At 73.2% G+C, this 13,942-nt stretch carries 13 protein-coding genes; 7 read left to right on the top strand and 6 right to left on the bottom strand.

Features of this window, described 5'->3' with window-relative positions:
- Window positions 1-163: 163 nt before the first annotated feature.
- From ACZ4UB_RS29220 to ACZ4UB_RS29240, 5 genes are all read left to right on the top strand, one after another.
- The gene (locus ACZ4UB_RS29220; protein ID WP_468074676.1) at window positions 164-610 is read left to right on the top strand and encodes a hypothetical protein; all 447 of its coding nucleotides are present in this window, start codon (window positions 164-166) and stop codon (window positions 608-610) included.
- Window positions 607-2,616: a hypothetical protein gene (locus tag ACZ4UB_RS29225; RefSeq protein ID WP_468074678.1), complete on the top strand. Its 2,010-nt coding sequence runs from the start codon at window positions 607-609 to the stop codon at window positions 2,614-2,616. Before ACZ4UB_RS29220 ends, ACZ4UB_RS29225 begins: the two co-directional genes overlap by 4 nt.
- 103 nt (window positions 2,617-2,719) lie before the next feature.
- Window positions 2,720-3,325 carry a DUF2165 domain-containing protein gene (locus tag ACZ4UB_RS29230; protein WP_468074680.1) on the top strand — a complete coding sequence of 202 codons (606 nt, stop codon included), beginning with the start codon at window positions 2,720-2,722 and terminating at the stop codon, window positions 3,323-3,325.
- Between the two features lie 267 nt (window positions 3,326-3,592).
- Complete coding sequence (locus ACZ4UB_RS29235; RefSeq protein ID WP_468074682.1) at window positions 3,593-5,020, top strand: PTS transporter subunit EIIC; 1,428 nt, start codon at window positions 3,593-3,595, stop codon at window positions 5,018-5,020.
- A 152-nt stretch (window positions 5,021-5,172) separates the two neighbouring features.
- Window positions 5,173-6,015 (top strand): S1 family peptidase, encoded by an 843-nt coding sequence (locus ACZ4UB_RS29240; protein WP_468074684.1) that lies wholly within the window; start codon window positions 5,173-5,175, stop codon window positions 6,013-6,015.
- Window positions 6,016-6,074: 59 nt separating this feature from the next.
- On the opposite strand, the gene ACZ4UB_RS29245 is transcribed toward ACZ4UB_RS29240, so the two are convergent.
- The 4 genes from ACZ4UB_RS29245 to ACZ4UB_RS29260 form a co-directional block, all read right to left on the bottom strand.
- Entirely contained in the window at window positions 6,075-7,172 is a 1,098-nt protein-coding gene (locus ACZ4UB_RS29245) for a CU044_5270 family protein (protein ID WP_468074686.1), read from the bottom strand.
- Window positions 7,169-7,807 carry an RNA polymerase sigma factor gene (locus ACZ4UB_RS29250; protein ID WP_468074688.1) on the bottom strand — a complete coding sequence of 213 codons (639 nt, stop codon included), beginning with the start codon at window positions 7,805-7,807 and terminating at the stop codon, window positions 7,169-7,171. Before ACZ4UB_RS29250 ends, ACZ4UB_RS29245 begins: the two co-directional genes overlap by 4 nt.
- 103 nt (window positions 7,808-7,910) lie before the next feature.
- Entirely contained in the window at window positions 7,911-8,438 is a 528-nt protein-coding gene (locus ACZ4UB_RS29255; RefSeq protein WP_468074690.1) for a GNAT family N-acetyltransferase, read from the bottom strand.
- Window positions 8,439-8,559: 121 nt separating this feature from the next.
- Window positions 8,560-9,051 (bottom strand): PaaI family thioesterase, encoded by a 492-nt coding sequence (locus ACZ4UB_RS29260; protein WP_468074692.1) that lies wholly within the window; start codon window positions 9,049-9,051, stop codon window positions 8,560-8,562.
- Window positions 9,052-9,148: 97 nt separating this feature from the next.
- Here ACZ4UB_RS29260 and ACZ4UB_RS29265 point away from each other — a divergent pair, with 97 nt between their 5' ends.
- On the top strand, window positions 9,149-9,616 hold the full coding sequence (locus ACZ4UB_RS29265; RefSeq protein ID WP_468074694.1) for a winged helix-turn-helix transcriptional regulator: 468 nt from the start codon (window positions 9,149-9,151) through the stop codon (window positions 9,614-9,616).
- Window positions 9,617-9,748: 132 nt separating this feature from the next.
- On the opposite strand, the gene ACZ4UB_RS29270 is transcribed toward ACZ4UB_RS29265, so the two are convergent.
- A complete protein-coding gene (locus tag ACZ4UB_RS29270; RefSeq protein WP_468074750.1) occupies window positions 9,749-10,945 on the bottom strand; it encodes an ROK family transcriptional regulator in 1,197 nt (398 codons plus the stop codon).
- A 72-nt stretch (window positions 10,946-11,017) separates the two neighbouring features.
- Complete coding sequence (xylB, locus tag ACZ4UB_RS29275; RefSeq protein ID WP_468074696.1) at window positions 11,018-12,448, bottom strand: xylulokinase; 1,431 nt, start codon at window positions 12,446-12,448, stop codon at window positions 11,018-11,020.
- A gap of 94 nt (window positions 12,449-12,542) precedes the next feature.
- Here xylB and xylA point away from each other — a divergent pair, with 94 nt between their 5' ends.
- Window positions 12,543-13,715, top strand: a complete 1,173-nt coding sequence (gene xylA, locus ACZ4UB_RS29280; RefSeq protein WP_468074698.1) for a xylose isomerase — start codon at window positions 12,543-12,545, stop codon at window positions 13,713-13,715.
- The last annotated feature ends 227 nt before the right edge of the window (window positions 13,716-13,942 follow it).

Raw genomic sequence — 13,942 nt, forward strand, 5'->3', positions numbered from 1 at the left:
TGCGTAACAGAGGGTGCTACGAGCGGCGCGGAGAGTGGCCGCCGGTCTAGTCTGGGCCCCGCCGAGGTCGACGAGAGGGGCCCCACGCGGGGAGTCGACGACGGCGGGACATCTGGTTCGCGTGCGGGAGGACCCGCATCCGATGGGGGGATGAGACATCACCATGGACTGGCTTCACAATGTCCCGGAGCTGGCGGCGTTCTGCGGCACCACGGTGCTCACGGCGGCGCTGACCCACGGCTACACCGCCGGCGCGCTCCGGGTCACCCGGCTTCTCGGCCGGGGCGACAGCGGGCGGCAGAGCGAGGTGGAGGCGGGCGTGGAGGAGACCGTCGCCGCGCTGGGCGCAGACCTGGACGACGACGAGCGGGAGCGGGTGCGCGCGGAGCACCTGCGGAGGTGGACTGCCGAGTTCGCCGAGGTGCTGGCAGCCATGGATCCGGCCGAGCGCGGCCGGGTGGCCGCCGAAGCGCGTGCTCTGGCCGGGGAGTTGGCGACCGGTGACGGCTCCGCGGGGGCGGGCGTGATCAACCACTTCCACGGTGGTTCCCCCGTGGTCCTGAACGGCGCGAACAGCCGTGCCGTGGTCAACTTCGGGACGGCCGGGTGATCAACAATTTCTTCAGGCCCGCGGTCGTCCTCAACGGCCACGGCAGTCGGGCCGAGATCCACCACACGACCTTCGCGATCACCGAGAACGACCTGGACCGGGCCGCCGACCAACTGGCCGAGGCCGTCGGCACGCACTGGCACGCGGAGGCGAACAGCCGGGGGCTGCTCACGAACCAGGTGCCCGTGCACTGGCGGTTGAGCCGGCGCCGGCTCACGACCAGGGTCGCCGCCGCGATGGCCGAGCGGGGTACGCCGAGGTTCCCGCCGCTGCCCGGGGTCGTACCGGTGGCGGAGGAGGACCTGAGTGCGGGCGGCGACCTCAACGATCTGCACCGGGTGTACGGCGGGCTGGCCTCGGGGCGCCTGATGATCGTCGGATCCGCTGCGGCCGGCAAGACGTCCGCCGCGATCGTGCTGCTCCGGGCCGCCCTGCAGCACCGCGCGGACCCGGCGCGGGCGCCGTACAAGTCGGGGATCCCGGTGCCGGTACTGGTGACGCTGAATGGCTGGGCGCCGGACGACGAGGGGAGGAACGTGGTCGACTGGGCGGTCGAGCGGCTCTCCCCCTGGCACAAGGGGCACCGGCATCTGCGCCAGTTGTTGGCCACGGGCCGCATCGCGTTGTTCCTCGACGGTTTCGACGAGGTCCACGAGGAGGTGCGGCCGCTGGCGGTGGCCGCGTTGGAGTCCGCGCCCTTCCGAGTCGTCCTGATCTCCCGCACCGAGGAGGCCGCGGACACCGCCGAGCGGGAGCTGCCGGCCGGCGCCGTCGCCCTGGAGCTCGAACCGGTGCGGCCCGCCGACGCCGCTTCGTACCTGCTCGACTCGTTGTACGACCCGGCTCCCGCGGGATGGCGGGAGCTCGTCCGGCAGGTCCGGGAAGAGCCGGACAGCGCGGTGGCCCGGGCGCTGGTCGATCCCCTGACGGTGAGTCTGCTGGTGGAGGTCTACGCGCCCGACGGCCCGGTCGAGGAGTTGTTCGCCCTGACCGATCCCGACGCCGTCCGCGACCACCTGCTCGATCACGCGGTCGCCGCGGCCTACACGAGAAGGCCGCGGCCCCACGGATGCCGCCCCTACCGCCCCGAGGCGGCCGAACGGACGCTGCGGCATCTCGCCGCGCGGCTCACCGAGGACGGCGCCGCGGAACTGCACTGGTGGCGCATCCCGTCCTGGCCCGGGCGGCGATCGAGGATGTGGATCACGGCGACCGCCGTCAGCCTCGTCCACCTGGCGGTCGTCCTGCTCACCCTCACCCCGTGGATCGGAGCGCTCTGGGCCGCGGTCGCCGCACTCATGGGGTGGACCCTCGGTACTCTCGACGCCGGCATCCGCATGTCCCGGCTCCACCATGAACAACAGCTGACCAGCGCCGGCTGGCGGGACGTGCTGCCCCTCCTCGCGATCGCGGGCGGTCTGTTCGACTGGGTCATGTCGACCGGTCTGGCCTGGCTCCTCCTGCCCTTCGCCGGCCAGCCGCAGAGCCTGCTGCTGTGCTGCTTGTTGGGGCTGCCGTACGGCTTCGGCGGCGCACTGCTGCGGGGGCGTGCCGCGGGCCTGGTGGCGAGGACCATCGTGGCGCCCTTCCCGTTGACCCGCTTCGCTCGCGCCATGATCCCGGAGCTGGAAACGCGGACGAGGGTCCTCGGTCCCCGGGACGTCTGGCGTCACCACACGCGGATGCTCTTCCCCCTCGGGCTATTGGCGGGCGGCGCCGTGGGACTGTACGTCGGAGCGGTGGGCGCCATGTCGAACGGAGCCGGTTTCGGTCTCGCCCTCGGCGTGGCCGTGGGCAGCGGCCACGCCCTCGCGGCCGGCGTCCTCGGCAACGCTGCGGTCGCCACCGCCCTCACCGCCGTGCAACTCTCCGTCCGCGAAGGCACGCCTCTGCGTCTGATGGCCTTCCTCGACGACGCGCACCTGCGCGGGCTCCTCCGATCGAGCGGGCCCGCCTACGAGTTCCGCCACGTCCGGCTCCAGGAGCGCCTGGCCCGCCAGCCGTAGGGACCGGCCGTCACCCTTGAGCCGCAGGGCCCGGGCTGATGCGGCGTCACCGAGAACGGGGGAGATCCGCGGCCGGGGCCCCGGCCGTGGGTAGGGTGCGGGGATGGACATCTCCGGTCGGCCGGACACCGGCGACACAGCGGGGCGGGGCTCCTCATCGGCCCGGCCGGGCGCGGCGGCCGATCGTCTGTTGCGGCTCGGCCGTCTGCCGGTGGCCGTCATGGTCCTGACGGGTGTCCTCGCGGCCTACATGGCGCTCGTGGCCTTCGGCAACATCACCGACTTCGACTCCAACCGTGCGTTCGTCCGGCACGTGCTCGCCATGGACACGACGTTCCGGGACCCGGACCTGATGTGGCGGGCCGTCGATTCGCCGACGCTGGTGTACCTCGCCTACGTCGGGATCATCGCCTGGGAGGTCCTCACCGCCGCGGTGCTCGCCACCGCGACGGTGCTGCACGGCCGGGGCCTGCGTTCGGGGCGCCACGAACGTGCCCGGCGGGCGACGACGCTCGGGCTGCTCATGCTGATGCTGCTGTTCGGCCTCGGCTTCCTCGTCATCGGCGGCGAGTGGTTCGCGATGTGGCAGTCCGCCAAGTGGAACGGACTGGAGCCCGCCGGCCGCGACTTCACCCTGGCGGGGATCGTCCTCCTGCTGGTCCACCTGCCCTCGCGGCAATGGGGGCCCACGGAGGGCTCCGAGGCGTAGCCCGGCGTCCTCCCGCCTCAAGACCGGTCGCCGCGGGGCTCGGGCACGAGGTGGCCGTCGGGTGCCCGAACGGCTTTGGCCCGTCCCGCACTCCGTCCGCCCGTGGTCCACACCAGGGGCACCGGAAGAGGAACCACTTAGGGAACATCGGTGGTTCCTCTCAGGACCTTCGACCTCCTTTGCCTTCTCTTGACCTGGTCAAGACTGAGGGGACTCGGGCCGAAGACGTTCCGAGTCCGGTACGACGCGATGCGGGGATAACTCATCGTGGATTACGGTAAGACGGCCCCGGCCGTCCTCGAAGGTGTCGGCGGAGAAGGCAATGTCGAGTCCCTGGTGCACTGCGCCACACGGCTCCGCTTCGTCCTCAAGGACCCCTCCAAGGTCGACAGGGCGGCCGTGGAATCGGCTCCCGGTGTCATCACGGTCGTCGAGAGCGGCGGCCAGTTCCAGGTGGTCATCGGCAACGACGTGGCGCAGGCACATGCCGCGATCACCAGGATCTCCCGGCTCGGCGCGGACGCGCCCCGCGCGAGCGGCTCCGAGCCCGCGGCCCCGGCTTCCCGGGGCAATCCGCTGACCCGGCTCGTCGACGTCATCTCCAGCATCTTCACGCCGTTCCTGTGGACGCTGGCCGGTGCGGGCCTCCTCAAGGCCACGATCGTGCTGGTCACCAAGCTCGGCCTGGTCGCCGAGACCTCGCAGGAGTTCACCGTCCTGAACGCCGCCGGCGACGGGGTCTTCTACTTCCTCCCGGTCCTGCTGGCGGTGACGGCCGCGAAGCGCTTCGGCGCCAACCAGTGGACGGCCATGGCCGTCGCGGGATCGCTGGTCTACCCGTCGATCGCCGCCCTGAACGAGGCGGGAGACCCCGTCTCCTTCTTCGGCATCCCGATGGTGATGGTCGCGTACGCCTCCTCGGTCATTCCGGTGATCCTCGCGGTGTACGTGCAGGGCTTCGTGGAACGCGGCCTCGACAGGGCGCTGCCGTCCAGCATCCGCAACTTCATCACCCCGATGCTGACGATCGCCGTGATGGTCCCGCTGACCCTGCTGACCATCGGGCCCGCCTCGGACTGGGCCGGTCAGGGAGCCTCGGGCATCATCGGCTGGCTCTTCGGCCTCAGCCCGGCCATCGCCGGAGCCGTCCTGGGCGGCACCTGGCAGATCATGGTCGTCTTCGGCATCCACTGGGGCCTGGTCCCCATGATGGCCAACGACCTCGCGGTACAGGGTCATTCGCTGCTCTACGGTCCGCTGATCGCCGCATCGGCGGCGCAGGGCGCCGCGGTGCTCGCCGTACTGCTCCGCACCCGCAACAAGGGCCTCAAGAAGCTCGCCGGTCCGGCGGCGGTCAGCAGCTTCCTCGCCGGCATCACGGAACCGGCCGTCTACGGCGTCAACCTGCGCCTGAAGAAGCCCTTCGTCTACGCCTGCGTCGCGGGCGCGGTCGGCGGCGGCATCGCCTCGGCGGGCGGCTCGGCCTCGACGGCGTACATCATGCCGGGCCTGCTCTCGCTCTCCGCCTATCTCGAAGTCGGCAGCTTCACCCTCCAGTTGATCGGCGTCGGCGTGGCCAACGCCCACGACAGCCTCAAGGCGGTCGCCGACGAGATCACCACCAGCAACGACGAGGACGGCGTGGCCGTCACTCTGGAGCGCCACCTCGACCGCCCGACCCGCACCGCCGCCTGAAACCGCGGCGCCGTCTCGGTCGCCGCGTTTCCCCAGTACGGAGGGGGTGCTACCCCCACCCTCGGCCGGCCCGCTGTCCCGATGGTCCGGCGGATGGCGAGAAACGAGGCTGAACCCGTACAGATCGACCGAGCGAAACAAGGGAAGCCTCTGTGTTCAGCTTCAAACCGCCGCGCCGCCGCCGTACCGCCCGTGCCGCCACCGCTCGCGCCGTCGTGGTCGCTGGTCTCGCCGCCGTGGCCTGCGCCACCGTCACGGCCGGCAGCGCCGGTGCCATCGTCAACGGGTCGCGATCCAGCGAGAGCTATCCCTTCATGGCGAGCGTGCCCATGTCGGCCCCGAAGCACGGCGTGCTCGACGGGAACTGCGGGGCGTCCCTGATCGACGAGCAGTGGGTCCTGACCGCGGCCCACTGCGTCCAGGGCGACGGCCTCGAGCTGGAGGGCATCGTGCGCCTCGGCAGCGACCACCGGAAGTCCGGCGGCACCGTCCGGAAGATCGACCGGACCTTCGTCCACCCCGGCTACCTGAACGGCGACAACGCGGCCGCCAACAAGGACGACGTGGCGCTCATCCGCTTGGACCGGCCGGTCTCCGCGAAGCCGATCAAGATCGCCGAGCGGCCGGGGAAGCCCGGCACGCCGACCCGGATCCTGGGCTTCGGCACCACCTCCGACACCGAGTTCCTGTTCCCGGAGCGGCTGCAGGAGCTGAACACCCGCAGGGGCGCCGAGTCGGAGTGCGCGCCCGGCTACGCGGACCGGACCCGGCTGTGCACGATCACCACCGTGCCGCATGCCATGGCGTGCTTCGGGGACTCCGGCGGACCGCAGATCCAGCGGGGGCGCGGCGGCCGCTGGGAGCTGATCGGCGTCACCTCGGGGCCCGGCGCCCCGAACGTCGCGTGCTCGCAGGGCCCCGGCCTCTACTCCAGCGCGCCCGCCTACGCCCGTTGGATCGAGCGGACCATCGAGGCCAACGGCACGGAAGGGTAGCGGGCGGTGAGCCGCGGTGCCCCGACCACGGGCGCCTCGGCTCACCGTCGGCGCTCCGCTCAGGCGGTCCCGCCCTTCGCGGGTCGTTCCTTCTCGGCGTTGACGACGGCCCGCTCCAGGACGGCGGTGCGCTCGACGACCGTGCCGGGCTTGACGCCGTCGAACTCCTTGACCTGGACGCCGCGGCTGCCCAGGTAGGCGAAGGTCGTGCGGTCGAAGACCAGCTCGGTGCGTTCGCCCGTCTTCTCGTCCAGGCGCGCCAGGGCCAGACCGCTGCGGCCGGCGGCGTCCTGGGAGTTCTGGACGACGAGCACGCCCGGGATCTGCGCCATGGCGCGGTAGAGCGCGGCCGCCGTCGGGGCCGGGACGAGCTGCTCGTTGATGATCATCTTGATCTCTTCGAACGCCTGCTGGTCCCGGTCGCGCGGACCGCTCGGCTTCGAGTAGATCGCCTTCAGCAGGGCCTGCGGGTCGGTCGGCTGGGCCTTGAGCCAGTCGTACGACAGGGGGGTGTCATCGCCCGCGATGTCCTTGCCGTTCTGGGGTTTGGAGTACGGGTTGTTGCCGCCGAGGCCGATGCCGCCCTTCTTCTGGTAGCCGGGCTCGTCGAGCCAGCCCTTCTTCCCGTCCGGGGACTTCCATATCTCGCGCTGGTGCAGCGGCTGCACCCACGTCTTGGAGTCGTTGGTGTCGCCGTTGAGCGAAGAGGACAGCCAGGAGACCGTGCTCTTGACGTAGACGAACTGACCGGGCTCGGGCTCCGGAAGCTGCCGCGCGCCCGCGGCCGTGGCGATCTGCTGGGCGGTCGCGACGAGCTCGACCGTGCTGCCGGCCTCGATCGCCACGACGGGCGCCTCCACCCGCGCCGGTTCGCCACTGCCCCTGCTGGTCAGCGCGCTGGCGGCGAAGACGGCGGCGGCGAGCGCGAAGGCGGTGACCGGAACGCCGATGAGCAGGGCGCGCCGGGCCGGCCGCTTTCCGGCCGTGGGCCGGGGGGCGGGAGTGCGGATCTCGTTCAACAGGTGCTCCTCGAACAGCGACTGGCGGTCGGGAGACATCTCGGGGGCGGACGGGGCCGGCAGCAGCCGGGCGAGCTCCGCGTGGTCCAGCTCCGTGTGGGCCATGGGCTCGGTCCGCTTCCAGAACGTGCGGGTCATCCGTGCGTCTCCTCGTGCGACTCGTACGACCGGGCCGCGGAAGTGCGGCCACCCCGTACTTGTCCGGGGCGCGGAAGCGGTTCCCGGTTCTTCGTCAGTTCCTGTCCGGCGAGTTTGCGCAGCCGCGCGCGGGCACGCGAGAGGCGCGACCGTACGGTGCCGACGGGGACGCCCAGGGCGGCGGCGGCCTCGGCGTAGCCCAGGCCGGACCAGACGCACAGGGTGAACACCTCGCGCTCGGTGCGCCGCAGCCTCTTCAGCGCCCGCTTCGCCGCGGCGAGTTGGTCGGCGTCGGCCATGCGTCCGACGAGCTCGTCGGCGAAGTCCGGGACGGTGTCGCGGACCGGCAGACGCCCGAGGGCGGCTTGGTGGCGGCGTGCGGCACGTCCGGTGTTGCGCAGCACGTTGACCGCGATGCCCATCAACCACGGGCGCGGGCCGGCCTCGTGGTCGAGGAGCCGCTCGCGCAGCCGCCAGGCCTCCAAGAAGGTCAGCGAGACGACGTCCTCGGCGAGGGCCCGATCGCCCGTCACGCGGACGGCGTGCCGGTGGACCAGGGGCGCGTGGTCGCGGAAGAGTTCCCTGAACGCCTCGGGGTCCCCGGCGCGTATCCGGTCGTGCAATGAGTAGTTCACGAACTGCCTTGTCCACCGGGGGCGCCCGGTTCCGGTGACCTGCCTCACAGGCCATCGGCAGCGGGGCGGCCCGCCCAGGACCCTTCGGGCACGTCGGCGCGCCTCAGCCGCGCAGGTCGAGCATCATCACCTCGCGGGGGTTCCCGCCGGCCTCCCGCGGCTCGGCCTCGCCGATCGTGCGGTATCCCCAGGCCCGGTACGCGGCCACCGCGGCCTTGCTGCCCGGCTGTACGTTCAGCAACACGCGCTCGGCCGCGTTGCCTTCGAGCAGCGCCTCGTGGAGGCGGCGCGCGATGCCCCTGCCCCGCCACGGTGCGCGTACGGCGAGTTCCATCAGCCCGAAGGTGCGGCGCCCGTCCTCGCGTCGCATGTCGGCGGACACCGGCACGGTCAGTTCGTCCCACCACACCGTGTCCGGGGGGACGGACCAGCCGTAGGCCATGCCGACCGGGTCCCCGTCCTGCGTACGCGCCAAGGCGGCGCGGAAGGTGGTCCGGTGCAGCTGCGAAGCGAGCCGCCGCATGGCCGCTACGGCGTCGGCCTCGGTCTCGTGGTACGGAGGTTCCGCGAACACCTCGGCGTAGATCAGCCCCAAGGCCCCCTCGGCCTTCGCTGCGGCTGCTCCGTCCATGCGCTCGATCGCAACCGTCGCCTGCTCCGTCATCCCATGCCCCCGGCCTGCTGAAGAAGATCGAACAGGCAACAGGATCGCCCACCGCCCGGCCGAGGGGGCTGGGGGGCCGACAGTTCGGTCAGTCGGTCAGGGGAAAGAGCATGCAGCTGCTGGTGGCGTGGGCGAGCAGGCGGTCCTTCGCGTCGAGCAACTGGGCCTCGGCGAGGGCGGTACGGCGCCCGGCGCTGATCACGGTGCCGACGGCGCGCACCCGGCCCGTTTCCACCGTGACCGGCCGCAAGAACTTCACGGTCAGATCGAGCGAGGTGTAGGCCATCCCGCGGGGGAGCGTGGACTGGACGGCGCAGCCCGCCGCCGAGTCGAGCAGCGTGGCGAAGACGCCCCCGTGCATGCTCCCGATCGGGTTGTAGTGCTCCTCCCCCGGCAGCAGGGAGAAGACGGCCCGACCGTGTTCCACCTCGTCCAGGGTGAAGTCGAGGGTCTTCCCGAGGGGCGCCCCGGCCAGTCGCCCCGCCCGCACCTCGCGCAGGAATTCCAGCCCGGCCATGGCTCCCGCGGCCTGAGCCGGGACCGCCGGATCGTCCCAGCTGTACGTACGTGTCCGCCCCACGGCGCAGCGCCTTCCCTAGCATCTGGCTTTCGCGAACGAAGCTAGACCCCGCGCCACCTGACTGTCAATGACGCAGCCAGGCGCCTACGATGGCGGGATGGAGTGGCTTGAGGCGAGCACGGAGAACTGTCCCGTACAGCGGGCGCTCGACGTGGTCGGGGAGAAGTGGACCCTGCTGATCCTGCGTGACGCCGTCAACGGCGTCCGCCGCTTCGACGACTTCCGCCGCCACATCGGCTTGTCGGAGGCCGTCCTCAGCGACCGTCTGCGCAAGCTGACGTCGGCCGGCGTCCTGCGGACCAGCCCCTACCGGGAGCCGGGCAGTCGGTCCCGCAACGAGTACCGTCTGACCCGCAAGGGCTGGGACCTGTGGCCCGTGCTGGTGGCGCTGAGCCAGTGGGGCGAGGCTCACGCGCTCGGCCCCGAAGGTCCCGTCATGGACGTACGCCACACCGACTGCGGCTCCCCGGTCCGTGTCGCCGTCCAGTGCTCCGCGGAGCACACCGTCCTCTCCCCCGGGGACGTCACCGCCACGCTCGGCCCGGGGGCCCGCCCCAGGCCGTGAGCGGGTCACCACCGCGGACGGGCACGCGATGGTCGTGGTCGAGCACGAGTGACGCCGCCAGGGGCCCGTCGGTACGAGCCCGCCCCTTCAGGGACCGAGGTCCGGGCTCCGGGTCGGCCGACGGGCCGCGGGTCAGCCGACCGGCAGCAGGGTCGGGTCCGCCACGATCCGGCGGACCGTCGTCAGCGCCGCGCCCAGCAGCGGCCCGCGCCGCCCCAGCGCGGACGGGCGCAGGGCCTCCGGAGCCCACGGCCGCACGGTGACCCGGGCGGCCAACTCGGCGCGCACGGACGGGAGCAGCCAGTCGGCGAGTTCGGCGTAGGCGCCGCCGAGGACCAGACCGTCCGGGTCGATGAGTTCCACGGCCGAGGCGAGGGCGAGGCCCAACGCCCGCCCCGCGCGGTCCAGCGCCGCCAGGGTGGGCGCGTGCCCGGCGGCGGCGCGCTCGGCCAGCAGGGCGATCGGGTCGCGCGCCGGAAAGGCGCCGGCCCCGGCGGCGCGGCCGTGCTGGGCGAGACCTGCCTCGCGCAGCACGGCCGCCTCACCCGCGTACTGTTCCAGGCAGCCCCGGGCACCGCAGGGGCATGCGACGCCGTCGGGCTGGATGGGGATGTGGCCGAGTTCGCCGGCGAAGCCGCGGGCGCCCCGGAACAAGCGCCCGTCGATGACCAGGGCTGCGCCGATCCCGGTGTCGGCGGAGACGTGGACGAAGGTCTCCACGGCCTGCTCGGCGCTCCAGTACTCGGCCAGCGCCCCGAGGTTGGCCTCGTTCTCCGGTTCGGGCACGGTGGCCGGGTCGGGCCAGTGGTCGGCGAGCCGGATGCCGTGCCAGCCGAGGTTGGGCGCGCGCTCGACCAGTCCGCCGGGGCCGTTCGGCACCACCCCCGGCACGGCCAGGACGCGGCCCGCGGCCCGCAGTCCGAGGGCGGCGGCCTCGGCCTCCGCCTCGGCGGCCAGTGCGGCGACCTCCGCCAGTACCCGCGCGGCCGGCCGGCCCGCGTTGGCCCGTTCCACCCGGCGCCACACCCGCGGCTCGCCGCGCAGGTCCACCACGCAGGCGCCGAGGTGGGTGACGCCGATCTCCAGGCCGACTCCCGCGGGTCCCTCGTCGGCCACCGACAGCGCGCGTCCCCGGCGACCGACCCGCCCGTCGGGCGGGCTCTGCGCCTCGGTCAGCGCGCCCCGTCCGATCAGTTCGTCGACCAGCGACGAAACGGCCGCCCTGGTGAGGCCGACGCGTCCGGCGACGTCCGCGCGGGACAGCGGGCGGGAGAGCGAACCGTGCGCGGCGACCTCGCCGAGGACCACCCCGAGGTTGCGCCGTCGCATGTCCTGGAGCGAAGCGGGCCCGTTCCCCGGGTCGCCCTTCGCCTTGCCGACCACTGCCACGCGCCGCCCCTCCTACCGGTCCTCGGCCGGAGCGCCCTGCAAGGCCCCGGCCCGACGCAGGGTATCCCCGATCCGCGTCAGGGCGTCCTCGTCCCGCTCCACCGGCTCCAGCACCGGGCCCCGCGCCGTCTTCCAGCGGCGGGCGACGGCGTCGGCGGGCTCGCCGGTGAGCAGCGCCGCGGCTTGGGCGGCGGCGCCGAGCGCCACCAGTTCCTGCGCGTCGGGCACCTGGACCGCGCGGCCCGAGAGTCGCAGGACGGTCCGCTGCCAGGTCCGCCCGCGGGCGCCGCCGCCGATCAGGAGCAGCGGCTCGTCGCCCGCCGGGTCCGCGCCGCCCGCGCGCAGCACGCCGTCCAGGGCGGCGAGCAGGGCGTGGGCGGCGCCGTCGTAGGCGGCCTGCAGCAACTGCCCCGGGGTGGTGTCGTGGCGCAGCCCGTGGACCAGGCCGGAGGCACCCGGGAGGTCCGGTGTCCGCTCGCCGTCCAGGTAGGGCAGGACGACCGCCGTGCCGCCGTCCTCGACCTCCTCGCGGCCGCGGCCGAGCAGGGCGGCGAAGTGGTCGACGGCGAGGGTGCAGTTGAGCGTGCAGGCCAGCGGGAGCCAGCCGCCGAGGGCGTCGGCGAAGCCGGCGACGGTGCCGCTCGGATCGGCGGGCCTGGTGCGGCCCACCGCGTAGACGGTGCCGGAGGTGCCGAGGCTGAGCACCGGCTGCCCGGGGAGCAGGCCGAGGCCGAGGGCCGCGGCCATGTTGTCGCCGGTGCCGGTGGCCACCGGCGCGCCTTCGCGCAGCGGTGTTCCGGCGCGCACGGCGCCGGCGCGGGCGCCTGGGGGCAGGACCTCCGGCAGCAGCGCCGGATCGAGGCCGATCCGGGCGAGGACGTCCCGGTCGTAGCCGTCCGGACCCCACCAGCCGGTTCCCGAGGCGTCACCCCGGTCGGTGACGGCCGCGCCGGTCAGCCGCTCGGTCAGGAAGTCGTGGGGCAGGCGGACGGCCGCGACGCGGTCGGCGGAGGCGGGCTCGTGGGCGCGCAACCAGGCCCATGTGGGGGCCGTGAAGGCGGCGGTGGGCACGCTGCCGGTACGGCGGGCGAGTTCCGCGGCGCCGATCGCGGCCTTCAACTCGGCGGCCTGGGGCGCGGACCGGACGTCGTTCCAGAGCAGCGCCGGACGGACGGGCGCTCCGGCGGCGTCGAGGGTGACCAGACCGTGCTGCTGGCCGGCGATCGAGACGGCGGCCGCGCGGTCCGCCCAGCCGGTGCGCGCCGCGGCCTCGCCGAGCGCGTCCCACCACTGCTCGGGGTCGCTCTCGCGGCCGGCGCCCGTGCTGACGGTGTGCACGGCGCGGCCCCGGCCCAGGACGGTGCCGGTGTCGAGGTCGACGGCGAGCGCCTTGGTCGACTGGGTGGAGCTGTCGAAGCCGATCACGACGCGCTGTTCGGGCATGCGTTCCTCCGATGGGGTTCCGTCTGACGTTCCGGCATACTAATTTGTTTAGAGTCATTACAAACACCCTCGGCACTGAATCCGGAGCCGCCCCATGTCCAGCGACACCCTCACCCCGACGCCGGCACACAAGTTCACCTTCGGTCTGTGGACCGTCGGCTGGCAGGGTCGGGACCCCTTCGGCGACGCCACCCGCCCCGCCCTCGATCCGGTCGAGACCGTGCAGCGACTGGCCGGCCTCGGCGCCTACGGCGTCACCTTCCACGACGACGACCTGATCCCCTTCGGAGCGGGCGAGGCCACGCGGGAGCAGATCGTCAAGCGCTTCCGGGCCGCGCTGGACGACGCCGGCCTGAAGGTTCCGATGGCGACCACCAACCTGTTCACCCACCCGGTCTTCAAGGACGGCGCCTTCACCGCCAACGACCGCGACGTACGGCGCTACGCGCTGCGCAAGACGATCCGCAACATCGACCTGGCGGCCGAGCTCGGCGCCTCGGTCTACGTCGCCTGGGGCGGGCGCGAGGGCGCCGAGTCCGGCGCGGCCAAGGACGTGCGCACCGCGCTCGACCGACTCAAGGAGGCCTTCGACCTGTTGGGCGAGTACGTCGAGCAGCAGGGCTACGACCTGCGCTTCGCGATCGAGCCCAAGCCGAACGAGCCGCGCGGCGACATCCTGCTGCCCACCGTCGGCCACGCCCTGGCGTTCATCAACGCGCTGGAGCGGCCCGATCGGGTCGGCGTCAACCCCGAGGTCGGCCACGAACAGATGGCCGGGCTCAACTTCCCGCACGGCATCGCCCAGGCCCTGTGGCACGACAAGCTGTTCCACATCGACCTCAACGGCCAGTCCGGCATCAAGTACGACCAGGACCTGCGCTTCGGCGCCGGAGACCTGCGGCAGGCCTTCTGGCTGGTCGACCTGCTGGAGTCCGCCGGTTACGACGGCCCGCGGCACTTCGACTTCAAGCCGCCGCGCACCGAGGACTTCGACGGCGTCTGGGCCTCGGCGGCCGGCTGCATGCGCAACTACCTGCTGCTGGCCGAACGTTCCCGCGCCTTCCGGGCCGACCCGGAGGTGCGAGCCGCGCTCACCGCCTCCCGACTGCCCGAGCTCGCCCTGCCCACGGCCGAGGACGGCCTGGCCGGGCTGCTCGCGGACACCTCCGCCTTCGAGGCGTTCGACGTGGACGCCGCCGCCGGGCGCGGCATGGCCTTCGAGCAACTGGACCAGCTGGCCCTCGAACACCTCCTCGGCGCCCGCTGACCGCCCCCACGCCGGGGCCGGGGCGGGGCCGTACGGGTGGCACGGCCCGGCCCCCGGCGCCGTCCACCTCCGGGTGCCGACCTCGGGCCGGGACGGCAGTCCGGCCTCCCGGGTGCCGGCCGGTCCGGCGTGCGGGGCTCCGTCCGGGCCGCCGATCCGCAGCTGCCAGGGGTGCGGGTTGCCGGTGGTCACCCGCAGGCGGTCGCCGGTGCGGCGCAGCGTGCAGC

This window comes from Streptomyces sp. NPDC028419 (genome assembly GCF_055565515.1).

What these genes read in the sequence shown, in the direction of transcription:
- ACZ4UB_RS29220 (WP_468074676.1), top strand. Translation starts at nt 164, where the DNA reads ATGGACTGGCTTCACAATGTCCCGGAGCTGGCGGCGTTCTGCGGCACC.
- ACZ4UB_RS29230 (WP_468074680.1), top strand. Translation starts at nt 2,720, where the DNA reads ATGGACATCTCCGGTCGGCCGGACACCGGCGACACAGCGGGGCGGGGC.
- ACZ4UB_RS29245 (WP_468074686.1), bottom strand. Translation starts at nt 7,172, where the DNA reads ATGACCCGCACGTTCTGGAAGCGGACCGAGCCCATGGCCCACACGGAG.
- ACZ4UB_RS29255 (WP_468074690.1), bottom strand. Translation starts at nt 8,438, where the DNA reads ATGGACGGAGCAGCCGCAGCGAAGGCCGAGGGGGCCTTGGGGCTGATC.
- ACZ4UB_RS29265 (WP_468074694.1), top strand. Translation starts at nt 9,149, where the DNA reads ATGGAGTGGCTTGAGGCGAGCACGGAGAACTGTCCCGTACAGCGGGCG.
- ACZ4UB_RS29270 (WP_468074750.1), bottom strand. Translation starts at nt 10,945, where the DNA reads ATGCGACGGCGCAACCTCGGGGTGGTCCTCGGCGAGGTCGCCGCGCAC.
- xylB (WP_468074696.1), bottom strand. Translation starts at nt 12,448, where the DNA reads ATGCCCGAACAGCGCGTCGTGATCGGCTTCGACAGCTCCACCCAGTCG.
- xylA (WP_468074698.1), top strand. Translation starts at nt 12,543, where the DNA reads ATGTCCAGCGACACCCTCACCCCGACGCCGGCACACAAGTTCACCTTC.